General features: G+C 76.7%; 17 protein-coding genes. 8 read left to right on the top strand and 9 right to left on the bottom strand.

The genetic code is table 11. The annotated features are described in order from the left end of the window. The first annotated feature begins 105 nt into the window (after positions 1–105). Both RDV89_RS10030 and RDV89_RS10025 read left to right on the top strand, forming a co-directional pair. Entirely contained in the window at positions 106–1,110 is a 1,005-nt protein-coding gene (locus RDV89_RS10030; protein WP_315732898.1) for a LacI family DNA-binding transcriptional regulator, read from the top strand. A gap of 31 nt (positions 1,111–1,141) precedes the next feature. Further along, the gene (locus RDV89_RS10025; protein WP_315732896.1) at positions 1,142–2,065 is read left to right on the top strand and encodes a M15 family metallopeptidase; all 924 of its coding nucleotides are present in this window, start codon (positions 1,142–1,144) and stop codon (positions 2,063–2,065) included. A 5-nt stretch (positions 2,066–2,070) separates the two neighbouring features. Here RDV89_RS10025 and RDV89_RS10020 read toward each other — a convergent pair whose 3' ends face one another. Beyond that, positions 2,071–2,889 (bottom strand): hypothetical protein, encoded by an 819-nt coding sequence (locus RDV89_RS10020; protein ID WP_315732895.1) that lies wholly within the window; start codon positions 2,887–2,889, stop codon positions 2,071–2,073. Between the two features lie 128 nt (positions 2,890–3,017). On the opposite strand from RDV89_RS10020, the gene RDV89_RS10015 reads away from it, so the two are divergent. The 4 genes from RDV89_RS10015 (at position 3,018) to RDV89_RS10000 (ending at position 8,261) form a co-directional block, all read left to right on the top strand. After that, positions 3,018–4,760: an ABC transporter transmembrane domain-containing protein gene (locus RDV89_RS10015; RefSeq protein WP_315732894.1), complete on the top strand. Its 1,743-nt coding sequence runs from the start codon at positions 3,018–3,020 to the stop codon at positions 4,758–4,760. Beyond that, positions 4,757–6,583, top strand: coding sequence for an ABC transporter ATP-binding protein (locus RDV89_RS10010; protein WP_315732892.1), 1,827 nt, complete (start codon positions 4,757–4,759; stop codon positions 6,581–6,583). The genes RDV89_RS10015 and RDV89_RS10010 overlap by 4 nt, the downstream gene beginning before the upstream one ends. Positions 6,584–6,645: 62 nt before the next feature. Beyond that, positions 6,646–7,644, top strand: coding sequence for an NAD(P)H-binding protein (locus RDV89_RS10005; protein WP_315732890.1), 999 nt, complete (start codon positions 6,646–6,648; stop codon positions 7,642–7,644). Further along, positions 7,641–8,261: a CPBP family glutamic-type intramembrane protease gene (locus RDV89_RS10000; protein ID WP_315732889.1), complete on the top strand. Its 621-nt coding sequence runs from the start codon at positions 7,641–7,643 to the stop codon at positions 8,259–8,261. Before RDV89_RS10005 ends, RDV89_RS10000 begins: the two co-directional genes overlap by 4 nt. A gap of 38 nt (positions 8,262–8,299) precedes the next feature. Here the strand turns inward: RDV89_RS10000 and RDV89_RS09995 are convergent, their stop codons facing one another. The 4 genes from RDV89_RS09995 to RDV89_RS09980 all read right to left on the bottom strand — a co-directional run bounded on the left by RDV89_RS09995 (position 8,300) and on the right by RDV89_RS09980 (position 11,435). Continuing rightward, positions 8,300–9,157: a hypothetical protein gene (locus tag RDV89_RS09995; RefSeq protein ID WP_315732888.1), complete on the bottom strand. Its 858-nt coding sequence runs from the start codon at positions 9,155–9,157 to the stop codon at positions 8,300–8,302. Between the two features lie 81 nt (positions 9,158–9,238). Further along, positions 9,239–10,033, bottom strand: coding sequence for a hypothetical protein (locus tag RDV89_RS09990; RefSeq protein ID WP_315732887.1), 795 nt, complete (start codon positions 10,031–10,033; stop codon positions 9,239–9,241). Beyond that, positions 10,030–10,719 carry an NAD-dependent deacylase gene (locus RDV89_RS09985; protein ID WP_315732886.1) on the bottom strand — a complete coding sequence of 230 codons (690 nt, stop codon included), beginning with the start codon at positions 10,717–10,719 and terminating at the stop codon, positions 10,030–10,032. Before RDV89_RS09985 ends, RDV89_RS09990 begins: the two co-directional genes overlap by 4 nt. Before the next feature lie 59 nt (positions 10,720–10,778). Beyond that, positions 10,779–11,435, bottom strand: a complete 657-nt coding sequence (locus RDV89_RS09980; RefSeq protein ID WP_315732885.1) for an ACT domain-containing protein — start codon at positions 11,433–11,435, stop codon at positions 10,779–10,781. A 116-nt stretch (positions 11,436–11,551) separates the two neighbouring features. On the opposite strand from RDV89_RS09980, the gene RDV89_RS09975 reads away from it, so the two are divergent. After that, a complete protein-coding gene (locus RDV89_RS09975; protein ID WP_315732882.1) occupies positions 11,552–13,042 on the top strand; it encodes a polysaccharide deacetylase family protein in 1,491 nt (496 codons plus the stop codon). Positions 13,043–13,064: 22 nt separating this feature from the next. On the opposite strand, the gene RDV89_RS09970 is transcribed toward RDV89_RS09975, so the two are convergent. After that, the gene (locus RDV89_RS09970; RefSeq protein WP_315732881.1) at positions 13,065–13,766 is read right to left on the bottom strand and encodes a hypothetical protein; all 702 of its coding nucleotides are present in this window, start codon (positions 13,764–13,766) and stop codon (positions 13,065–13,067) included. A 108-nt stretch (positions 13,767–13,874) separates the two neighbouring features. On the opposite strand from RDV89_RS09970, the gene RDV89_RS09965 reads away from it, so the two are divergent. Further along, positions 13,875–14,873, top strand: coding sequence for a hypothetical protein (locus RDV89_RS09965; RefSeq protein WP_315732879.1), 999 nt, complete (start codon positions 13,875–13,877; stop codon positions 14,871–14,873). A 28-nt stretch (positions 14,874–14,901) separates the two neighbouring features. On the opposite strand, the gene recD is transcribed toward RDV89_RS09965, so the two are convergent. Genes recD through recC form a run of 3 tightly spaced genes read right to left on the bottom strand, consistent with a single transcriptional unit; the run spans position 14,902 to position 23,800 of the window. Then, entirely contained in the window at positions 14,902–16,749 is a 1,848-nt protein-coding gene (gene recD / locus RDV89_RS09960) for an exodeoxyribonuclease V subunit alpha (protein WP_315732878.1), read from the bottom strand. Continuing rightward, complete coding sequence (locus tag RDV89_RS09955) at positions 16,746–20,270, bottom strand: UvrD-helicase domain-containing protein (RefSeq protein WP_315732876.1); 3,525 nt, start codon at positions 20,268–20,270, stop codon at positions 16,746–16,748. The genes recD and RDV89_RS09955 overlap by 4 nt, the downstream gene beginning before the upstream one ends. After that, positions 20,267–23,800 carry an exodeoxyribonuclease V subunit gamma gene (recC, locus tag RDV89_RS09950; protein ID WP_315732875.1) on the bottom strand — a complete coding sequence of 1,178 codons (3,534 nt, stop codon included), beginning with the start codon at positions 23,798–23,800 and terminating at the stop codon, positions 20,267–20,269. Before recC ends, RDV89_RS09955 begins: the two co-directional genes overlap by 4 nt. Positions 23,801–23,898 lie beyond the last annotated feature (98 nt).

Genomic DNA, 23,898 nt, shown 5'->3' with positions numbered 1-23,898 from the left:
CTCGGGACCGCTTAAATCGTTTCAATATGAGCGGCGTCACGCACGCTATGACGGGGCTCACGAGACTGTCAACCGGTTCCGTTAAATCGTGTTAACGTCCGCGACATGCCCGAGGTGCAGGTCCGCGACGTCGCACGGCACGCCGGCGTCTCGCCCGGCACGGTCTCCAACGCGCTCAACCATCCGGAGAAGGTCTCGCCGACGACGCGGGACAAGATCCTCGCCGCGATCGAGGAGCTCGGGTTCGTCCCCAACATCGCGGCCCGGCAGCTGCGCCGCGGCACGAACGAGTCGATCGGCATGATCGTGCTCGACATCGCGAACCCCTTCTTCACCAGCGTCGCGCAGGGCGTCGAGGCGACGCTGGCCGAGGTCGGGCGCCCCCTCGTGCTCGCCCACAGCGGTCAGTCGCACGAGCGGGAGCAGGCGTACCTCGACCTCTTCGCCGAGCAGCGCCTCTCCGGAGTGCTCGTCACCCCCGCCGGCCAGGTGCTCGACCGGCTGCGGCGCCTGCGCGACCGCGGCACGGCCATCGTCGTGGTCGACCGCAAGACCGGGGCCCGCGAGTTCTCGTCGGTCTCGGTCGACGACACCCTCGGCGGGCGCCTCGCGACCCAGCACCTGCTCGACGTCGGCCGACGCCGGATCGCCTTCGTCGGCGGTCCCGAGCGGCTCAGCCAGATCAAGCACCGTCTCGGCGCCGCGCGCCAGTGCGTGGAGGAGCACGGGTCGGGCGAGATCGTCCACCTCGACGCGGCCAGCCTCGACGTCGAGGCCGGCCGCGCCGGCGGACTCCAGCTGCTCGAGATGCCGGCCGCCCGCCGCCCCGACGCCGTCTTCGCGGCCAACGACCTGGTCGCCCTCGGCGTGCTCCAGACGCTGACCCTCGCGGGCGTGCGCGTGCCGGACGACATCGCCCTCGTCGGCTACGACGACATCGAGTTCGCCGCCGCCGCCGCGATCCCCCTCACCTCCGTGCGCCAGCCCGCGACCGAGATGGGCGTGGCCGCCACCGGCCGCCTGCTCGACGTCATCAGCGACCCGGGCGCCGCGGTGGAGCACATCGTGCTCTCGCCGCAGCTCGTCGTGCGGCGCTCGACGGGCGGGTAGGCGCGCGACCGCCGTCGCCTACCGTCGTCCCATGGACCGCCGCCGCCCGCCCCGCCGCGTGCTCGGCGTCGCCGGGCTCGTCGTGGCAGCGGTCCTCGCGGGCTGCAGCGGTACGCCCGGTGCCTCCGACCCCGCGGAGACCCCGGGCGGGTCGACGACGACCGCGAGCCCGGGCGTACCCGCCCCGACCGCGACGACCACCGCCACCCCCGAGCCGACACCGGAGCCCGAGCCCGGCACCGTCGCGCCGCCCTGGCTCGGCACCCGCCCGCTGCCGGCGCGCGCCGACGGGACCGCGGCGCCGCAGCCCACGCCGACGGAGCTCGACCCGCGTCGCCTCACCTCGCCCGACGCGCTCCCCGCCCTGCCGGGCGACGGGTACGCGTCCGAGGTGACCGCCCCGGCGCCCGCCGACGTCGTCGAGCGCTCCACGTGGCGCGAGGGGTGCCCGGTGGCCGCGCGGGACCTGGCCTGGGTGCGGGTCGCGTTCGTCGGGTTCGACGACGCGCGGCACACCGGGGAGCTGCTGGTCGCCACCGACGTCGCCGACGACCTGGTCGAGGTCTTCGCGGCGCTCTACGCCGCGCGGTTCCCGATCGAGGAGATGCGGGTGACGACGGCGGCCGAGCTGGACGCCGAGCCGACCGGCGACGGCAACAACACCGAGTCGTTCGTGTGCCGCGCCACGACGGGCGGCGGCCGGTTCTCGCAACACGCCTACGGCACGGCGCTCGACGTGAACCCGTTCCAGAACCCCTACGACAAGGGCACCGGGTCGGCCCGCGTGGTGATCCCGGAGCTGGCGACGAGCTACACCGACCGCGGCGTGGTGCGGCCCGGGATGGTGCTGGCCGACGACGCCGTGGTGGACGCCTTCGCCGCGATCGGGTGGGAGTGGGGCGGGGCGTGGCAGCGCTCGAAGGACTACCAGCACTTCAGCCGCAACGGCCTCTGAGCGCCTCAGTCCCGGACGTCGACGACCAGGACGGCGCGCTCCGGCACCGCGCACTCCCGGCCGTCGTTCGGCACCACGGCGACCACGCCGTCCGGACCGAGGTCCGGGTCGCCGACGTCGGGTCCGCTGACGTCGGGTCCCCTGACGAACACCGGCGGCCCCGTCCGGCCGCACACGTCGGCCACGACCTGGAAGCGCCGCTCGTCGGCATCGGGCTCCGGCAGCAGCACGGGGCCGACGACGGCGTACGGCGCCTCGCCCGGGGCCATCGGTGCCGTGACGTGGATCGTCGGGGCGTAGAGCTCGTCGGCCAGCGGCGCGTCCACCAGCAGCTCGGCGTCGAGCGCACCGGGGACGTCGGCCCGCTCACGGCGCGGGGGCGGGCCGTAGTCCCGCTCGAGCGCGGACGCCGGCACGTCCAGCACGAAGGCGCGGACGTCGGGGGCCGCGCAACGCGGCGGTGCGCTCGTGCGCACCTCGTCGCCGAAGGTCAGCGCGAGCACCGACCCCCGCAGCACGGTCAGCACCGGGTCGCCCTCGACGTGACACGTCTCCCCGGCGACCTGGAAGCGGCGGACGTCCGCCGACCGCGGCTCCAGCCGCTCGGTGAGCAGCGGCAGCACGGAGGGCAGGGGCGCCTCGCCGTCGAGCAGCTCCACCACCGCGCCTCGCAACGCGTCCGGCGCGGGGCCGGAGACCACGACGGTGGTCGGCACGGGCGTCCCCGCGGGCAGCACCTCCCACAGCGGCTGCGGTCCGACGCCCCACACCCCCAGGGCCAGCAGGCCGACCGCGGCGAGGACCCGAGGCGTACGCCCGCTCACGACCCCGCTCCCCGCACTGCTCCCGCTGCCCCCACCCGCCGCGTCCTACCCCACCCGACGGGGCCCAACCGCCCCCGCGGACACGGCGTTTCCCCTCCCCCGCCCCTGCTGCCTTAGGGTCTCCTAACATGCGTCGCTGGCTCGCCTCCCTCCTCCCGGACCCGGACGACGCACCCCCTCCGATCGACGACGGCCCGCCGGCCGACGGGCGCGCGGTGCTGCGGCGCACGCTGCGGCGGCACCGCCGACGCCTCGTCGCCTCGTTCGCCCTCATCTCGACGTGGCAGGTCTGCGAGGCGCTGGTGCCCGTCGCGATCGGGCTGATCATCGACCGCGCGGTGGCCACCGGCGACGTCACGGCGCTGGTCCTCTCGGCGCTCGGGCTGATGCTGCTGTTCGCGACGCTGAGCTACTCGTACCGCTTCGGGTCCCGCATCGCGTGGGTGGCCATGCACACCGAGAACCACCGGATCCGCACCGACGTGGCCGACCACGTGCTGGCCCCCGCGGGCGCGCGCACGGGCGTGCTGCCCGGCGAGGTCCTCTCCATCGCCACCGCCGACGCCGACGTCGCGACGACGGTCGTGCGCCACGTCGCCCAGGCCTGCGCCGGCGTCTGCGGCCTGGCCGTGGCCGTGGGCCTGCTGGTCTGGATCGACCCCGTGCTCGGCCTGCTGGTCGCGGTCGGCACCCCGCTGGTGCTGCTGGTCTCGCGCGCCCTGGCCCCCGGGCTGACGCGGCGCACCGCCGAGGCGCAGGGCCGGATCGCGCGCGCCTCGGGCCTCGCCACCGACCTCGTCGCCGGGCTGCGGCCCCTGCAGGGCGTCGGCGGCCAGGCGGCCGCCCTGCGCCGCTACCGCACCGCCAGCGCCGACGCGGCCCGGGCGGGCGTCGCCACCGCCCGCTCCGAGGGACTGCTGGTCGGCACGACGTCCGGCGCCGCCATGCTCTTCCTGGCCGTGGTCACCCTCGTCGCCGGTCTGCGGGCCGCGGGCGGGCACCTCACCATCGGCGAGCTCGTGATGGTGGTGGGCCTGGCGCAGTTCCTGGCCGAGCCGCTGATGATGTGCGCCGCGCTGGTCGCGGCGTGGGCGGCCTCGAGCGCGAGCGCGCAGCGGGTGGCGGACTTCCTGGGTACGCCCCGCCTCGAGTGCTCCGGCGACCACGACGCCCCCGCGGACACGGCGCTCGCGCTCGACGAGGTGCACCACGGGCCGCTGCGCGACCTCACCCTCGCCGTCGCGCCCGGCGAGCTGGTCGGCGTCGTCGTCGACGACCCCGCCGTCAGCCGGGCGCTGCTGGAGCTGTTGCGCGCGGAGTGCGAGCCCGAGGCCGGTCGCGTCACCCTCGGCGGCGTTCCGCTGCACGAGCTGACGCTCGACGCCCGGCACTCCCACGTCCTCGTCGCCCCCCACCGGGTCGAGGTCTTCGAGGGCAGCCTGGCCGAGAACATCGACCCCGCCGCGGCCCTGGCCGCGGCGCGGCGCGACGCCGTGCTCGCCGCCTCCGCCGCCGACGACGTGGTCGCGATCAGCGAGGCCGGACTGGACACCCGGGTGGCGGCGCACGGGACGAGCATGTCCGGCGGCCAGCAGCAGCGCGTCGCCCTGGCCCGCGCGCTCGCTGCCGACCCGCCGGTGCTGGTGCTCGACGAGCCCACCACCGCGGTGGACGCCGTGACCGAGCAGCGGATCGGCGCCGGCCTGGCGTCCCTGCGCCGCGACCGGTCCACGCTGCTGCTGACCACCAGCCCCGCGCTGCTGGCGGCCGCCGACCGCGTGCTGCACCTGCGCGGCGGCCGGGTCGTCGCGTCCGGCACCCACGGCGAGCTGCTGGCCGGGACCGCCTACCGGGAGACGGTGCTGCGATGACGAGCGAGACCGCTCCGGTGCCTGCCGACGAGGCCGCTGCCGTGCGTACCCTCCTGCCGGTCGCGACCCCCCGCGAGGCCGCACGGCGGGCGTGGCGCGCCTTCGACGGCCACCGCGGACCGCTCGTCGTGGCGGCCGTGATGTTCGCGCTGTCGGGGTTCACCGGCCTCGTCGCCCCGTTCGCGCTCGGTCTCGTGGTCGACGCGCTCGTCGAGGACGCCTCCGGCGTGGCACGGCTCGTGTGGTGGTCGGCGGGCGCGATCGCGCTGGCGGCCGTCGTGGAGACGCTGGCCTCGGCCGCGAGCGTCACGTTCCTGGCCCGGGCCGCGGAGCCGGCCCTGGCGGGCCTGCGCGAGCAGGTGCTGGAGAACGCGCTGGGGCTGGACCACGACGTCGTCGAGGCGGCGGGCGAGGGCGACCTGCTCTCGCGGGTCGGCGACGACGTCCGGGTGCTCGCCGAGTCGGTGACCACCGTCGTGCCCATGCTGATCCGCTCGGTCGTGGCCATCGCGTTCACGGCCGCCGGCTTCTTCGTGCTCGACTGGCGCCTCGGGCTCGCGGGCCTGGCGACGCTGCCGTTCTACGCGCTCGGCCTGCGGTGGTACCTGCCGCGCTCCGGCCCCTACTACCGCGCCGAGCGGGTCGCCAACGGCGAGCGCGCCCAGGCCCTGCTGACGGCCGTGCACGGCCACGCGACCCTGCGCGCGCAGCGCCTCGGCGAGCGCCACGCCGCCCGCGTCGCCGCGGCGTCGTGGCGCTCCGCCAGCCTGACCCTGCGGGTGTGGAACCTGCTGACCCGCTTCGGGCAGCGCACCAACCGCTCCGAGCTGATCGGCCTGCTGCTGGTGCTCGGCACCGGGTTCTTCCTGGTGCGCGGCGACCTCGGGGCGCCGGTCACGGTCGGCGCCGTCACCACCGCCGCCCTGTTCTTCCACCGCCTGTTCAACCCGATCGGCATCATCCTGATGATCTTCGACGAGGTGCAGTCCGCCGGCGCGTCCATGACCCGCGTCGCGGGGGTGGCCGGGATGACGCCCGCGACGGCGCCGCAGACCGAGGCGCGGGGCGACGCCTCGCCGTGCGGACGGCTCTCGCTCTCCGGCGTGGGGCACCGGTACGCAGCCGGGCGGCCCGCGCTGGCGGACGTCACGATCACCGTCGAGCCCGGCCAGCGGGTCGCGGTCGTCGGGGCGAGCGGCGCCGGCAAGTCCACGCTCGGCCAGGTCGTGGCGGGCCGGATCCGACCCACCGACGGCGAGGTCCTCCTCGACGGCCGGCCGGTCGGCGACGTGGTCCGCGCGGCCCGCGACGGCGCGAGCCCGGTCGTCGTGGTCACCCAGGAGGTGCACGTCTTCTCCGGCTCGGTGCGCGACAACCTCACGCTCGCCGACGCGACGGCGGACGACGCGCGACTGTGGGCCGCGCTGGAGCGGCTCGGCGCGGCCGGGTGGGTGCGCGCCCTGGCGCCCGCGGACACCGACCCCCTCGACCTCGGCGTCGGGGACGGCGGGACCCCGCTGACGCCGGCGCAGGCGCAGCACCTCGCGCTGGTACGCGTCGAGCTCGCCGACCCGCTGGTCGTCGTGCTGGACGAGGCCACCGCGGAGGCCGGCTCGGCCGGCGCCCGGGCGCTCGAGCGGGCGGCCACCACGGTGACCACCGGGCGTACCACCCTCACCATCGCCCACCGCCTCACGCAGGCCGAGGTCGCCGACCGCGTCCTCGTCCTCGAGGACGGCGAGGTCGTCGAGGACGGACCGCCGCAGGAGCTGGCTCGCCGGGGCGGTCACTACGCCCGCCTCTCCGCCGCCTGGCACGCCTGACCCGGGCCGGAGCGCGGCGGAGCCGACCGAGGGGCTCACCACCCGCCCGTCATGCTGAGGGGGTGCCTGACGACAGCGGGACCCCGACGACGGCGCCCACGCGCGTCCTGGTGACCGGCGCCTCCGGCTTCGTGGGGCACCGGCTCGTGCCGGCGCTGCTCCAGCAGGGCCACGACGTGCGCGCGATGACCCGCCACCCCGACACCTACGACGGCCTCGGGACGCCGGTCTACGGCGACGTCTCCGACCCGGGCTCCCTCGCGGAGCCCCTGACGGACGTCGACGTGGCCTACTACTTCGTGCACTCGCTCGACGACGACGACTTCGAGGCCAAGGACGCGGCCGCCGCCCGCGCGTTCGGCCAGGCCGCCGCGGCCCTCGGGGTGCGGCAGATCATCTACCTGGGCGGGCTCGGGGCCGACGACGAGGACCTGTCGCCGCACCTGCGCTCGCGCCGCGAGGTGGAGCGGCTGCTCGGCGAGAGCGGCGTGCCCGTCACCGTGCTGCGCGCCGCGGTCGTGATCGGCCACGGCGGCATCTCCTGGGAGATCACCCGCCAGTTGGTCCAGCGGCTGCCCGCGATGGTCGCGCCCAAGTGGGCCAAGACCCGCACCCAGCCGATCGCCGTCGACGACGTGGTGCGCTACCTCGTGGGCGTGCTCGACCGCGAGGAGGCGCTCGACCGCGTCTTCGAGATCGGCGGCCCCGACCAGCTCGACTACCTCGGCATGCTGCGCGAGGCCGCCCGGGTGCAGAAGGGGCACGCGCCGCCGATCCTGCCCGTGCCGATCCTCTCGCCACGGCTCTCGTCGCACTGGCTGTCCTTCGTCACCGACGTCGACACCACGACCGGGCGCAACCTCATCGACTCGATGGACGTGGAGGTGCTCGTCACCGACCACTCCATCCGCGACCTGGTGCCCGGCGAACCGCTGAGCTACGCCGAGGCCGTGCGGCGTGCGCTCGCCGAGCGCGAGGCCGAGGAGGCCCGCGACCGGGCCCGACGCGCCGAGCGGGCCGACCGGGCCGAGCGGCCGGACGCGGAGCCCAGCGAAGCGTGACCGTCGACCGCATCCGCGCCACCGTCGCGGCCACCGTGCTGGTGGGCGCCGTCGTGCTGGCCTTCATGCTGCGCAGCGAGCCGGGCTCGGCGACCTTCTACTCCCTGACCGTGGTGCTCGCCGCGGTGTGGGCCGTCGGCGCCATGGCCGCAGGGCCCGTGCGCCTCGGCGGCGTCGGCCCCGACCGCACGCGGCTGCCCATCGTCGGCCCGCTCCTGCTCGGGCTGGGGCTGGTCGGGCTGTTCACCGTGGGCGGGCTCGTCGTGCGCGAGATCGGACCGCTGGACGAGGCCGTGCGCAACGTCCTGTCCTACACCGGCGACGGCGTGCGACCCGGCCTCGTGGTGGTCACCGTGCTGGCAGGGGTCGCGGAGGAGCTGTTCTTCCGCGGGCCCCTCTACGACGTCGTGCCCCGCCACCCGGTCGTCGTGACGGCGGTCGTGTACGCCCTGGCCACCGCCGCGACCGGCAACATCATGCTGGCGCTGGCCGCGGCACTGCTGGGAGTCGTGACGGCGCTGCAGCGCCGGGCCACCGGCGGCATCCTCGCCTCGTCGATCACACACATCACGTGGTCGCTCGGGATGCTCGTGGTGCTGCCGCTGCTGTTCGGCTGACCCTGGCAGCGCCCGGCCGCTCGGCGGCTCAGCCCGGCTCAGCCCGTGACCGCCGCCGTCAGCTCCTCGGCCGTGACGACCTCGTCGGCGGACGGTGCCGTCAGCTCGAGGGGCTCGTTCTGCTCGCTGAAGGTGTACGTCGCCGCCGTCGCGCCCTGCGCCGCCTCGGCCCGCAGCACCCACGGCTCGCCGACGGTCGCGACCCACACGGTCGCGGCGGCGCCCTTGGTCAGCGACAGCGCCGGCGTGCCCGCGATGTCGCCCTCCCCGCCGATGCTCCAACCGTCGTTCTCGAACGCGTCCGCGTCGTAGGCCTCCGGCACGAGCGCCTCGATGCCGCCCGAGCAGAGGTCGCGCAGCGGCTGGTCCTCGCCCGCGGCCGACCCGTCGACCCACGAGTCGCCGATCGCGGCGCGCAGCGCCTCGAGCTGGGCCGTCGTCTCCGCCGCGCCCTCCGCGGAGGGGTCGGGCGTGTTCTGCGCCCAGTAGCCCTCGCCCGGGCGGAAGTAGAACCGGTCGTCGACCTGCAGCAGCTCGGCCGTCTGCCCGTCGGGCCCGAAGGTCCCGGAGCAGTCGCCGGCGTCGTCGATGCGCAGGTCGAAGTCGAGGCCGGACTCGTCGGCCGGGGTGAGCTGCACGCGCACCGAGGTGAGCTCGCGGAAGCCGCGGTCGATCTCCGCGCCGATCTCGCCCAGGGAGGCGTCGGCGATGCCGTTCGACTCGGCCTCGTCCGATCCGGAGGGCCACACCGCGACGCCGATCCCGACCGCGACCAGCGCCGCCACGACCCCGCCGGCGACCAGCACGGGCGGCGAGGGGCCGCGACGTCCGCGGACCACGGCGCCCTTGACGAGGCGTACCTCGCCGTCGGGCTTCTCGTCCGGCTCGTCGGCCACGTCGCTCTCCCTCCTCGCAGGTGGCCCGCGTCACGCGACGGGGCCGCTCCGGACGCTACCCGGCGCCCGGTCGTCGCGTCGTCAGCTCAGGCCGACGGCCGCGGCGTCCACGACCCCGCGGGCGGCGGGGTCGGGCACCTCGACGTCGCCGTCGTAGACGATCTGGTCGACGACGTACGCCTGACCGTCGCGCGGCGCCTCGACGCGCACGTAGCGGTGCGAGCCCGCGGCCTCGACCCACACGCGGGTGGGTCCCTGGTCGCTCTCGCGGCTCAGCGCCAGCACCGTGCGGTCGTCGATCTCCTCGAGCCCGTCGACGCTCAGGTCGGCGAGGTCGTCACCGAACACGCTGCCCCCGATCGCCTCCAGGGTCGCCTGGCAGGCGATCGCGACGTCGGTCAGGCCGGACGCGGGGTCGAGCAGCACCCAGCGGTCGGCGACGCGCTCGACGATGCCCTCCGCAGCGATCGGGCTGTGCCCGAGGGCCTCGAGCAGCTCCCGGTCGAACGAGGCGTGCACCTGGCCGGCGACGCGCAGCAGCTCCACCGTGCCCTCGCCGATCTGCAGGGTCCCGACGCAGTCGGCGGCGTCGTCGACCGCGACGTCGGCGACGACGTCGAAGCCCTGGTGGGTGCCGACGACGTGCGCCTGCACCGTCCGCACGCGGGCCATGTCACCGACGACCGCCGCCTCGATGGAGTCGACGGGCAACGCGGCGAACCGCTCGGCCGCGGCGTCGCTGGTGTCGACACCCGCGCCGGGGGTCGGCGTGCCGCTCGCCCGCGGCGTCGCCTCGTCGGCCGAGCAGCCGGCCGACAGGGCGAGCGCGAGCAGCAGGGCGGGGGCCGTGGCCGTCGCCCGCAGCCGCCGCGTCATCGCAGGAGCTGCTCGTCGACCCAGGTCGGGACGATCTCCCCCGCCCGGCCGTGCCGCGCCTCGTGGAACATGGAACGCCCTTCGCTCGGGACCAGGTTGAGCTCCAGGGTGTGGGCGCCGTACGCCCGCGCCACCTGGACGAAGCCGGCCGCCGGGTAGACGGCACCGGAGGTGCCGATCGACACGAACAGGTCGGCCTCAGCCAGAGCATCCTCGATCTCGCGCATCCTGTACGGGATTTCGCCGAACCAGACCACGTCCGGGCGCAGGTCGCACAGGCCGCACGACGGGCACGGCGGCAGGTCGCCGAGGTCGCCCAGCCACTCGTTGCGCTGCCCGCAGGAGCTGCACAGGGCCTTCTTCAGCTCGCCGTGCATGTGGATCAGCCGCTGCGTGCCCGCCCGCTCGTGCAGGTCGTCGATGTTCTGCGTGACCAGCAGGAAGTCGTCGCCCAGCTGCTCCTCGAGCTTGGCGAGCGCCCGGTGCGCCGGGTTCGGCTCCACGGCGCCGAGCGCGAGCCGCCGGGCGTCGTAGAAGGCCTGCACAACGCCGGGCTGCGCCTCGTACGCCTCCGGGGTCGCGACGTCCTCGACCCGGTGGCCCTCCCACAGCCCGTCGCTGTCGCGGAACGTCGGAACCCCCGACTCCGCGGAGATGCCGGCTCCGGTGAGCACCACGATGCGCATGCGGGCATTCTGGCGTACCCGCCCGAGCGCCGCGTGCGCCAGGTCACGTCGTGGGCGGCTCAGGCCTGTCGGGCGATGGACTGCGCGAGGGCGACGAGGTGTCCCATCCGCGCCAGCTCGGAGTCGAGGAAGGCGGGGCCGCCGCGGCGACCGACCACGATCTGCTCGTCCTCGACCGGGACGCCGCAGAGCACGTTGATCTCGTCGTGCTCGGCGTCGATGCGGGTGGGACGCTCGACGACGAACCAGGACACGGTGGAGGGCGCGGCGCCCGTGCGGTGCAGCACCTCGGCCGAGCCGTCGGCGGCGCGGCGGGTGCGCACGGCCCAGTCGGCGCGGAACGTCACGGGCATGAGGTCGACGAGCCGGTCGAGGGCCTCGTGCGGGTGGGCGGTCAGGTCCTCGACGGCCTCCAGGTCGAGGAACAGGTTGCCGCCCGCCGCGTAGCGGCTGATCCAGATCACCCGCACGCCCTCGATGGCCGTGCACGCCGAGACGATCGAGTCGGGCATGGCGCCCGGCTGCGTCTCCAGGAGCACGTCGTCGACGGCCGTGCCGTCGGGGCGGTGCTCGACGATCTCGATGGCCTCGATGTCGCCGCCGGCCTCACCGATCGCGGAGGCGACCCGGCCCAGCGATCCCGGGACGTCGGGCAGCTCCACACGCAGCAGGAACGGCATGTCGGCCTTCCGGTCGGGGGTCGGGTCCGGCTCCACGATAGTGCGTCGCGGGCCCCCGCAGCGGCAGGCGGCACCGACCCGGTGCCCCGGTCACTGGCATGATTGCCCCCGGATCGAGGCCCGTGGGGCCGGACCCGCCCGAACGGAGGACCATGGCCCGACGAGCCGCCGTCGCCCTGATCACGGCAGGCGTGATCGCCCTGTCCGGTTGCACCGACGACGTCGCGACCGAGCCCGACGAGCCGCACGAGCTGGCGCCCTCGCAGCCGCCGGTCGAGGAGCCGCTGGTCACCGTCGACACCTACCCCGCCGTGGTCAACCCGTCGGTACTGGAGACCGCGCCGGGCGCGGCGACGGTGACCGTGACCGACCCCGCCACCGAGCTGCACGCGACGTGGCCGCGGCTCGGCCTGGCGTCGCTCGACGGGGCCCTGCAGCAGCGCGTGGACGCGCGGGTGCAGGCGTACCAGGGCGCCCAGGACGACGCGGCCGACCAGGAGCTGAACGTCACGTGGAGCCTCGTGGGCTCGAGCGACGACGTGGTCGGCGTCCTCACGGAGTACTACGCGGTGGAGCCGACCGGCTCGCGGGAGACCTGGGCGACGCAGTGGTACGACGCCGCGTCGGACGCCGTCGTGCCCAACACCGCCCTCGTCGACGACGTCGACGCCCTCGCGAGCGCCGTGACCGAGGCCCTCGAGGACCAGGCCTCCGTCGACGCCGACACGCTGGCGGCCGCCCTGGTCCAGGGCGCGCCGGTGATGGCGTTCACGGAGAACGGCGAGCTGTTCGTGGGCTTCGACGAGATGAGCATCGCGCCGACCAACACCGGCCGGATCAACGTCGTGCTGCCCGGCGAGACCACCGAGGAGCTGCTCTCGGACCTCGGCGAGCAGGCCCGCGACGCGCTGGTCTCCCCCGGCGCCCCGCCCCTGCCGCCCGGCACCGTCCCGCCCGTCGAGGACGAGGAGGACGGGGCCTCCGAGGACGCCGACGGGGCCGCCGACGAGCCGACCGCGGCCGAGACCGGCGAGCCGGTCGACTGCACGGTCGAGCAGTGCGTCGCGCTGGCGTTCGACGGCGGCCCGGACGACCGCACCACGGCCGTGCTCGACGCCCTCGCGGAGGACGACGCCCCGGCGACGTTCTTCGTGCTGGGCCAGCAGGCCGCGACCTACCCCGAGGCGACGGCCGCGATCGGCGCGGCCGGCCACGAGATCGGCGCCCACTCCTGGAGCCACCGCAACCTCACGCGCCTGCCGCTGCCCGAGCTCGACGGCGAGCTGCGCCGTTCGGTCGAGGTGGTCGAGGACGCCGCGGGGACGACGCCCACGCTGCTGCTCGCGCCGTACGCCGCGGCCGACGCCGGGGTCCAGCGCCGGGCCGCGACGGCCGGCCTCACGATCGTCGAGCAGGCCGCCCCCGACGCCGACGCGTCCGCCGCGTCGGCCGAGGACCTGACCGCGCAGGCGCTCGCCGGTGCGCAGCGCGGCTCGGTGGTGACGCTGCCCGGGGCCGCGGCCGCCACCCCGGCCGCCGTGCCCACCGTCGTCGCCGCCCTGCGCGAGCAGGGCTTCACGCTGGTGACCGTCTCGGAGCTCTCGGGCGACACGGGTGACGGGGGCGACGGCGCGGCGGAGTGAGGTCCCGACCTCGCCCGTCGCGTCAGAGCCGGGCGTCCACCTCGTCGTCGATCCGGTCGGCCACCTCGCTGACCTCGCGCCACAGGGCCGTCCCGTCGGCGAGCTCCGCGTCGAGGAACCGCGTGCGGGCGTCGACCCCGTCGTCGAGACCCTGGTCGTCGAGGAAGTCCTCGTAGCCGGGCACCGGGCCCCGGTCCACGGCGACGATCTCGAGCGCCACCGCCTGCTGGACGCCGTTGGCCAGCGCAGCCTGGTCCCACCGCTCGGCGTCGTCGGTGAACCAGCCGTCGTCGTTGCTCCGCGCGGCGGCGAGCAGTCGGCCGGTGGCCTCGACCAGATCGGCCTGCGCGGCGTCGTCGTCCGCGTCGCGGACCAGCTCCACGAGCACCACGCCGCGGGTCTCGCGGACCTGGTCGCGCGTGTCGTCCTCGAGCGCCGGGAGGGCCTCGACGACCACGCGACCGAGCGCCTCGTCGTCGGCAGCCTCGAGGACGCAGCCGGCGCCGCCCCAGGAGGCGAGCACGTCCCGTTGCTGCCGGGGCGAGAGCTCTGCGAGGTCCTCCGTCGCGACGGACTGCGCTTCCAGGCAGGCCACGAGGTCGGGATCGTCCGCCAAGGCGTCGAGGCCGGTCGCCGGCCGGGTGAGCCACCAGAGCGCCACCGCCCCCACCACGACGACGACGACCGCCCCCAGCACCGCGACGCTGCGCCTGTTCCGGGACATGCCGGAAGTGTGCCCGACCTACGTCCGCGGGTCCGCCGGTGTGAGCGCGGGTGCGGGGCGTACGCACGTGTGCGTGTGGCGCCCGCAGAATCGGGTACACGGAGCACCATGCGAACTTTTTCCGTCGTCACCGGCCTCGCCCTCCTGCTGCTCGCCGGCTGCGGCACCGCCGCGGACGAGGGTCCCGGAGCCGGTGGGTCCTCGGGGTCCTCGGCCACCTCGGACGCCGCCTCGACGCCGGCCGGCGGGACGGACGCCGCGTCCACACCGTGCGACCTGTTCTCCGTCGACACCGTCGACGCCGTGACCTCCGCGCTCGCCGACGCCGGCTACGAGCTCGATCTCACCGGCGAGGCCCCGCCCGGACCGACGGTCTCGCTGGCCCCGGGACAGGAGACGTTCGTCGCCTGCTCGTTCGGCGGGGTGGTGAACGCGGGCGTGCGGGGCTTCGACGACGGCCGGTCGCTGCTGGCCGTGACCACCGGGTCGGCGCTGCGGGCCCCCGAGCCCGAGCCGCTCGACGGCCTGGGCGACGTCGCGTACACGACGCTCAACTCCTACGACGGGATCCGCGTGACCGCGCAGGTGGGCGACGACCTCGTCCTCGTGGACAGCCTGCTGCGCGACGACGCCGATCCCGTGGTGCCCGCCGACCTGCTCGTCCAGGTGGCCCGGGAGCTGGCCGAGGGCGTGGGGGCCGCCGACGTCCCGCTCGCGGAGCTGCCCGAGACCTGCCCGTCCGCCACGGACCCCGTCGTCGCGGAGGAGATCGGCGAGGTCCGGCTGGCCCGTGGCGCGGCCTCCGGCACGGGCGTGACCTGCTCCTACGTGAGCGACGAGGCGTACGTCCGGCTCGCCTCGCGGTCCGTGGACCCCGCCCTGATGGCGATGTGGCTCGCGGACGCCGGCGAGCCCGTCACGGTCGACGGGCGGGAGGTCTACGTCGACGACGAGCAGGCCACGCTCGTCGTCTCGGAGTCGTGTGGCATCGCCGCCACCCGCGCGCCGCTCGGCTGGACCACCGTCGGCAGCACCGACGACGAGCAGGAGGCGGCCGCCCTCGTCGACCTGGTGGTCGCCGCACAGGAACGGATCGACTGCCACTGACCCGGACCCGCTCAGGTCGTCGGCGGGGTCACCCGTCGGACCGGCGGGGGCGCAGGCGCTCGCGCAGCCCGCTCGCTCGCTGCACGTGGCGCAGGACGGCTCCGCGCAGCGACGCCTCGCTGCCGATCATCGTCACCAGCGCGCTGGCGCGGGTGACCGCGGTGTAGAGCAGCTCACGCGTCAGCAGCGGTGAGTCGACCTCGGGCAGCACCACGGTCACCGACCGCGCCTGGCTGCCCTGCGCCTTGTGGATCGTCATCGCATGCATGGTCTCGACGTCCCCCAGGCGGCTCACCGCCAGGTCGCGCCGCGCGCCGCCGGTGGCGAAGACGGCCCGCAGGGTGCCGTCGGTCGAGGAGCGCACGACGACACCGGTGTCGCCGTTGTACAGCCCGAGCTGCGGGTCGTTGCGGAACACCAGCAGCGGGCGCCCGGCGTACGACCCGCCCGGCGCCACCCCGGCGTCCTCGTCGGCCAGCCAGCCCTCGATGCGCTGGTTGAGCGAGGCGACGCCCCGCGGGCCCGCCCGGTGGGCGCACAGCAGCCGGTGCTCGGCCAGCACCTCCAGCGCCTGCTCCACGTCGCCGGACTCGGCCACGGCCCGCAGCCGCCGGGCATGCGGCAGCACCTGCGCACGCAGCTCGTCGAGCAGCCGCGCGTCGACCCCGTCGTCGTCCGGCAGCGCGACCAGGCGCACGTCGCCCTCCGCCGGCCCCGGCGCCGCGGCCGGCTCCGACGCGGCCGCGGCCGCAACGGCCAGCACGGCGTCGGCCGCCTGCACGTCGTCGAGCCCGGCGGCCTGGCGCAGCGCGGCCGCGAGGTCCCCGATCCGGCCGCCGAAGCGGTGGGACGTGCGCAGGCGCACGACCGGACCGTCGGGGTCGGCGAAGCCGGCGACGAGGTCGGCCAGCACCGCGCCGGCCTCGACGGAGGCGAGCTGGTCGGGGTCACCGACCAGGATCAGCCGGGTCTCGGGACGGACGGCCTCCAGCAGGCGCGCGGTCATGCTCAGCGACAGCATCGACGACTCGTCGACGACCACCACGTCGTACGGCAGCCGGTGGGCCCGGTCGTGCCGGAAGCGGGTGTCGCTGCCCGGCCGCCGCCCGAGCAGGCGGTGCAGGGTCGTCGCGCCGAACCCCTCCAGGCCGGCCTCGGCGATCGCCTCGCCCAGGCGCGCGGCCGCCTTGCCGGTCGGCGCGGCGAGCGCCACGCGCGGCGCCGCCACGCCCAGGGCCTGCGCCTGCCCCTCGAGGAGCTGCAGGATGCCGGCGACCGCGGTGGTCTTGCCCGTGCCGGGGCCGCCGGTCAGGACGGTGGTGCGGCGGGTCACCGCGTGGCGCGCGGCGGCGCGCTGCTCGGCGTACCGGTCCTCGGGGAAGACGCGGTCGAGGTCCGCAGCCAGCCGGGCCTCGTCGACGGGGGGTGCCGCGAGCTCCTCGCGGGCGCGCAGGTCGGCGGCGACCTGCTCCTCCTCCCGGTGGTAGCGGTCCAGGTGCACCAGCGTCCCGGCGCGGTGGAGCACGCCCTGGGCGACGAGGTCGCTGCGGTCGACCGCTTCGGCCCACGCCTCGCTCGCGGGCCACGTCGCACCGTCGACCTCCGGCGGCGCGGCGAGGTCGACGCAGACCGACCCCGCCCGCAGCGCCCGCAGGCACAGCGCGAGCACCAGCACCGTGTCGTCGTCGCCCAGCCCGGCGAGGACGGACGCGTCGCGCCCGGCGGCCCGGGCGGCCAGCTCCCCCACCCGGCGGGCGACCTGGAGGTCCGCGGCCGTCAGCAGACCGGCGGCGTTGAGGTCGCGCAGGCGGCCCGGCGGGGCCCCGACCGCCACCCGCACGTCGTGCGGGCCGTCCGGCTCGAACAGCTCGGTCATCGCGCTCCCCCGTCCAGCAGGTCGCTGACGGCCTCGACCAGCGCCACCGGCGGACGCCAGGCGAAGACGCCGCAGGTGCCGCCGTCGGCCTCCGGGGTGTCGGGGCCGCACATGCCCCGCAGGTAGAGGTAGAGCACCCCGCCCAGGTGCGTCGACGGGTCGTAGTCCGCCAGGCGCCAGCGCAGGAACCGGTGCGCGACGACCGAGTACAGCAGCGCCTGCAGCGGGTAGTCCGAGCCGCGCATCGCGGCGGCCGTGGCGTCGGGACGGTACGCCGAGGCGCGCAGCGTCACGCCCTCGCCGAACGGCCCCAGCCAGTTCGTCTTGTAGTCGACCACCAGGTAGCGCTCCGGACCCGCGCCGTCGCGCAGCCGCAGCACGACGTCCACGGACCCGCCGAGGTAGCCGCGCAGGGCCTGGCGCGCGAGCACCGGATCGGCGTCGAGCGCCTCCGCGTACCCCCGCACCGGGTCCTCCTCCGGCAGGTGCCGGCGCAGCAGCGGCGCGAGGTCGCCCAGCACCGGTCCGCCGGGCCGGGCGGCGTCGCCGCCCGCGAGGGGCAGCTCGAAGTCGAGCTCGCGCAGGGTGTCGGTGCGCGGGAGGGACGCGAGCGTACGCCCGTCGGCCAGCGCCCCGAGCGGGCTGCGGGCGACCGCGACGAGCGCGGCGACCAGGACCTCCTCGTCGAGGCCGGGCACCGGCCACCAGCGTCGCTGCTCGGCCACGAGCGCCGCGAGCTCGGCCTCGAGGTCCTCGGCCCCGAGGTCCGCGTGCTCCAGGACGCCGTGCACCAGGGAGCCGAAGGTCGCCCCCACCGGGAGGTCCGCCATCGGCGAGACCGGGTCGGTCGGCAGGTCGGGGGCAGCGGCGCCCGCCTGCTCCGCCGGCGTCGTCCCGACCTCCGGGCCGACCTCCTCGTCGTCGCGCGGCACGAGCTCCGGCTCCGTGGTCGGCGCCGGCGTCCCGGCGACGTCGCCGTGGCCGCCGGAACCGCCCGCCGCGAGCGCGGAGTACGACGTGCGCCGCCAGCCCGGGTCCACGTCGCGGTCGAAGCGACGCACCGAGAGCGTCTCGGGCGCCGGAGCCGGTCGCGGCGGGACCGGGTCGGCCGGCACCGCAGGCTCGACCACGAGGCCGTCGCCCGCGAGGCGGCCGAGGCGCTCGCGGGCGTCGGTGTCCGTGGGCAGCGGACGGGTGTCCTCGACCGTGGCAGCGCCGGGGTCGCTGCGGAACAGCGTCCGGTGCAGCGGCGACGCCGGGGTGTTGGTGGTCGGCACCCACCACGTCACGACCTGGGACTGGGCCCGGGTCAGCGCGACGTACATCAGCCGCAGCGACTCGCCCGCGTCCTCCCGCAGGTGCTCGCGCTTGCTGGCGTTCCAGTGCGGCCCGTCGGGGCCGCCGACGTCGATGGCCCGCGGACGACGCCCGTCCGGGCCGGGCGGCAGGTGGAACAGGGGCACGGGCGGCGTCTGCGCGACCCACCGGTCGGAGAGCCACGGCAGGTAGACGACCGGGTACTGCAGCCCCTTGCTGCCGTGCACCGTCACCAGCTGCACGGCGGCGGCGTCGCTGTCGAGGCGACGGGTGCGTTCCGAGACGCCCTCGCGCTCCTCCTCGACCATCTCGCGGCGCAGCCAGGCCACCAGGCCCACCAGGCCGCGCGCCTCGCCTCGCGCGCCGACGCCGCCGCCGCGGGCGTCGCCCCGGCCCGCGAGGTGCAGGGCCTCGGCGACGTGCCGCAGGTCGGTGAGGTGGCGCTCGCCGTCCGTCTGCGCGAGCACCCGCTCGAACAGCCCGCGGCCCACGGCCGCCTCGAAGACCGCCGCCACGCCCCGGCGTCCCAGCAGGTCGGCCCACTCGCGCAGCGTCCCGGCCACCCGCTCGGTGGCGCGGTCCGCGTCCGCCTCGCTGCCGGCCGCCAGGCTCGCGACCGTCTCGGGGAAGAACGCCGTCAGTGCCGCGGCCCGCACCAGCCCGGAGCGGTGCGGCGCGCGCAGCGCCTCCATCAGGGCCAGCCACTCCTCGGCCGCGGGGGTGTCGAACACGCTGCCGCCGCCCGCGAGCACCGCGCGTACGCCCGCCGCGCGCAGCGCCGCCTGCAGCCCCACCAGCTGGCGGCGCTTGTGCGCCAGCACGGCCACGTCGCCGGCGTGCAGCGGCCGGCCGTCCCACTCGGCGTCCGAGGCCAGCAGCGCGGCGACGTCGCGGGCGCAGTCGGTCTCCACGAACGCGCGCGCCGCCTCCATCCGCAGCCCGTCGGTCGGACGCCCCACCCGCCCGACGGCGGACCGCTCGACGACCCGCAGCCGCACGGGCGCCCCGGACGGGGCGTGCTGGAGCCGGGAGGCCGAGTGGTGGGCGCCCACCGGACGCACCACGATCCGCTCGTCGCCGAGGGCCGCGCCCCCCAGGAGCCGGCCGAGGCCGTCGACGACGCCCCGGTCGGAGCGCCAGTTGGTGGCGAGCGTGCGGTGGGTGGCCGCGGTCTCGGCCGCCTCGAGGTACGTCGTCACGTCCCCGCCGCGGAACGCGTAGATCGCCTGCTTGGGGTCGCCGATCAGCACCATGGTGGCGTGACCGCTGAACGCGCGGTCGAAGACCTGCCACTGGACCGGGTCGGTGTCCTGGAACTCGTCGACCAGCACGACCTTCCAGCGCTGGCGCATCCGGACGCGCGCCGCAGCGTCCGGCGCCTCGAGCGCCCGGGCGAGCTGGCCGAGCAGGTCGTCGTAGCCGAGCAGGCCCGCGCGCTGCTTGCGCAGGTCGAGCTCGGTGCGCACCGCGCGGGCGAAGCCCACCCGGCGCTGCGCGGCCGTGCCCGGCGCCGGCTCGGTCGGCACGATCGCCGCCTGTGGGTCGCGCACCGCTGCGAACGCGACCCGGCGGGCCGTCGCGACGTCGAAGGCCGGGGACGGGTCGTCCGCGAATCCCCGCAGGTAGAGGTCGTCCACGACCTCGTCGCGCAGGTCGTCCACGTCCTCGACCAGCCGCGCCGCGGGATCGGTGTCGCCGGCGACCCCCAGGCCGCGCAGGACCTGCTGGCAGAACTGGTGGATGGTCGCGATCGTGGCGCCGTCGAAGTGGGCGAGCGCGTCGACGACCCGCTGGTGGCGCAGCTCCAGCGTCGCGCGGTCGCCGCGCCGCAGCAGCGCGACGACCTCGTCGACCTCGGGTGCCGGGTCGTCGTCGCCGGCGCCGCCCGACGCGGGGCCCGACGCGGGGCCCGACGCGGGACCCGACCCGGGACCCGACTCGGGGCGTCCGAGCGCCGAGGCCAGACCGTCGGCGGCGGCGAGCAGCTGCTGGCGCACCCGCTGACGCAGCTCCTGGCTGGCGGCGCGCCCGAAGGTGACGACCAGCATCTCGTCGAGCGCCGCGTGGCCCTCGGCGACGTAGCGGGTGACGAGGGCCCCGATGGTCCAGGTCTTGCCGGTCCCGGCGCTGGCCTCGAGCAGGGTCGTGCCCGTCGGCAGGTCGGGGGCCAGCACGTCGAAGGGCTGCACGTCGGTCGTGCTCACAGCGGACCCACCTTCTCCGCGCCCTCCAGCAGCGGGCCCCACACCCGCCACGCGTGCTGTCCCAGCCGGGTGCGGAACGCCGCCCCCGCCGAGGCCGGCTGCCACCACTCGTCGTCGCGCGGCACCTCGAGCAGCACGTCGACCGGCGCGGCGCGCCCGAGGAGCTGCACGTGGGCGGCGTCCTCCGCCTCGCCCGGGACGGGAGCGTCGAAGCCGGTCACCCACTCGCGGCGGGCGACCTCCGCGATCGGGACGTCGTCGCCGGCGCGCTGGCGTCGGATCCCCTCCGCGACCGCGCAGCCGGTGCGCAGCGGGAGCGGCAGCGGCTCGCGCAGCCCGCGCTCGCGCAGCTCCACGAGGTCGCGCAGCCACTCGAGGGCGCGGTGGTCGAGCGGACCGGCGATCGCCCGCTTCGGCCCGGCCCGCCCGGCGCGGCCCACCGTGTGGGCGACGAAGCTGCGGTCGGGGTGGCTCGCGCTGAGCGCCAGCAGCCGCACCCAGGCGGTGAGCCGCTGCTTGGCCTTCAGCGACGAGAAGTCGACCGTCACGAGGTTGCCGCCGTGCACCCCGCCAACCGTGCCGACCAGCCGACCGAGGTCGCCGAGGTCGACGTCGACCTCGAGCGTGCGGGCCTCGCCGGTACGCAGCTCGCGGGTGCCCAGGTGCAGCTCGCGGACGTCGCCGACGGCGGCGTCGAGCACCCGGTCGCCGAGCGCGCGCGGCGGCAGCTGGGCTCGTCGCCGCTCCGCCTCGCGGGCGTCGTCGGGGTGCACCTCGGCGAGCGCGTCCGCCAGCAGGCGCGAGCCCACGCCCCACCGGCCGAGCCCGTCCAGCTCGAGCGGGATCGCGTCCACGACCTCGTCGGCGTCGAAGCGCGTCGCCACGTCGAGCCGGGTGCGCAGGAACTCCTTCATCGGGTGCACGAGGAAGCGCACCAGGTCGTCGAGGTCGACGGTGCCCGGGTCCCCCGCCCCGACGGCGCCCGTGGCACCGCGGGCGCTGCCGGCGCCGGCCGTGGTCGCGGGCCGGCGCGGCGGGAGCGGTTCGCGCACCAGCGGCCACGGCACGCTGCGCGGGCCGCGGGCGGCCAGGGCTCCGGCCAGGGCGGCGGCGTCGAAGCTGAGCGGCCCCCGGCCCGCCGGCGTGAGGGCGCGCTCGTCGTCGCTGCCCGGGCGCAGGTTGGCCGCGTCGAACGGCTGCAGCGGGTGGGCCGTCACGACCGGGCGGGCGATCGGCGCCGTGGCGTGCACCGCCGTGACGAGCTCGCCGACGGGAACGGAAGGCGGCCGCGCCCCACCGGTGTGCTCGCCCGCGCCCGTGTAGAGCACGACGAGGCGCTCGCCGGCGGCCATCACTGCGTCGAGCAGCAGCTGCCGGTCCTCGCTGCGCGGGTCGCGCTCCCCGAGCAGCGGCGTCCGGGCGAGCACGTCGTCGCCGTCGGCGACGGTGGCCCGGGGGAACACCCCGTCGTCCACCCCCAGCAGGCACACCACGCGGTGCGGCACGGAGCGCATGGGGACCAGGGTCGCGACGGTCAGCGTGCCCGTGCGGAAGCCGGCTCGGGTGGGTCGTCCGCCCCACTGGCGCGCCAGCATGGCCCGCACGTCGGGCAGGGCCACGGGAGCGCCGTCGGCGAGCGGCACCAGCCGGGCCAGCTCACGGTCGAGCTCGGCGCTCTGCCAGGCGTCAGGCGGCGCGACGGCGGCCAGCAGGTCGACCCCCGCCGCCAGGTGCGCCGCCCACTCCCCGGCCGGGCGCGGCCCCGCGAGGCCGTCGAGCACGGAGGCGAGGCGGTCGACCAGCTCGGCGACGCGGCCGGCCAGGTCGGCGTCGTTGCTGTCCACGTCGTCGAGGGGCAGGGCGCTGCCGACCCACGCTCCGCCCTCGCCGGGCATCGTCGCGCCGAGGAGCACCCGGTCGAGGCCGGCACGCCACGTGTTCTGCCCGACGCCCTCCAGCCGGTAGGCGGCCCGGTGCTCCGCGTCGAGGCCCCACCGCACGCCGGCGTCGCGCACCCAGGCGCCGACGCGGTCCAGGTCGTCCTCGTCGAGACCGAAGCGGCGCCGCACGACCGGCTGTGCCGCCAGGTCGAGCACCTCGGAGGCCGTCACACGGCCGCCGGCGAGCGCGACCAGGCGCTCGGCCAGCGCGAGCAGCGGGTTGACGCTCGACAGGGCCCGGTCGGCCAGCCGCACCCGCAGCCGGTGGGCCGGGTGCCGCTCGTGGGCGCTGCTGCCGCCGGGGCCTCCGTCCGGGCCGCCGCCGGCGGCACCGCCGGCGGTGGGATCGTCCCCCAGGCCGAAACCGGCCTCGACCAGCGGCGCGTACGTCTCCACGTCCGGGCACATCACCAGGACGTCGCGCGGCTCCAGCGTCGGGTCGTCGGCGAGCATGCCGACGAGCACCTCCCGCAGCACCTCGACCTGCCGCGCGGGCCCGTGGCAGGAGTGGACCTGCACGGAGTCGTCGACGTCGCGGGCGCGCTCGGCGCGCTGCTCGGCGGTCGGGACGCGGTCGGCGCGCACGTCGGCCTGCAGCAGCTGGAGGACGGGGGCCGCGGGCGAGGGCTCCGGGAGGTCGTCGAGGTCGTCGGTCCGCACCCCGTCGACGGCTGCGAGCCGCTGCTGCAGCTCGCGGGCGTCGCGTCCCAGCGCCGCGAGGAGCGGGTGGGCGGCTGCCCGTGCGCTGGTGTCCTCGTCGCGGCGCCGCGGCCCCGCGGGGGCGGCGATCGCGTCGAGCCGCCGGGCGAGGACGGGCGAGGCGACCGGCAGCCACAGGTGCACGTCGCGGGTGGCGGCGAGCGCCTCGAGGAGCTCGAGCTCCGCCGTCGGCAGCCGCGTGTGCCCGAACAGGGAGACCCGGGCCGGCAGCGGGAGGTCGTCGGCACCGGCCCGCAGCCGCTCCAGCGCGGCCGCGTGCCGCTCGTCGGGCGGGGCCGCGTCCACCGCGGCGACCACCCGGCGCAGCAGCTCGGGCTGCCAGCGCAGGTCGTCGGGCACCTGCCCGCCGGCACCGTCGACGTCGTCGCCGGCCCGCCAGGCGGCCACCAGGTGGGGACGCTGAGCCGCGTACGACCCCAGCAGCCCCGCGACCCGTCGCGCGACCGACCACCGGCGCCCGCGACGCAGGTCGGCGCTGCCCGGAGTGTCGCCGGGCAGCGCGATCGCCCCGAGGTGCCGCGCCAGGGGCGCGCACCACTCCTCGTGCAGGTGGGCGTCGATCGCCGCGAGCACCGGCCACGTCAGCCGTGCCGGGTCCCACGGGTCGTCCTGCTCCCGCCCGACGAGCAGCGAGGCGAGCGAGGCCGGGCTGAGGAACCGCACCCCGGCGCACACGCCGTCCCCTCCCCGGGGCCCGGCCCCGAGGTCGTGCGAGAGCCGCTGGGCGAGCCACCGCTCGACGCCGCGCGCCGGCACGACGACGAGCTCGTCGGCGAACGGGTCCGCCCCCGGCGCCGGCCGCGCGAGCAGCGCACCGAGGCCGGCGGCGAGCTCGTCGGTGCGGGAGGCACGGTGGACGGTCAGGGTCACGCGGCAGAGCCTGCCACGGCCCTCCGACAGCGGGGGCGGACCCGGTCGGCGACCTGTGGAGGACGCCGCCGGACCGCCCCGCGGGCCGGTCGCAGAGC

This window comes from Nocardioides imazamoxiresistens, assembly GCF_032378595.1.
Taxonomy (GTDB): domain Bacteria; phylum Actinomycetota; class Actinomycetes; order Propionibacteriales; family Nocardioidaceae; genus Nocardioides; species Nocardioides imazamoxiresistens.
This window is presented reverse-complemented; position numbering and strand designations above follow the sequence as displayed.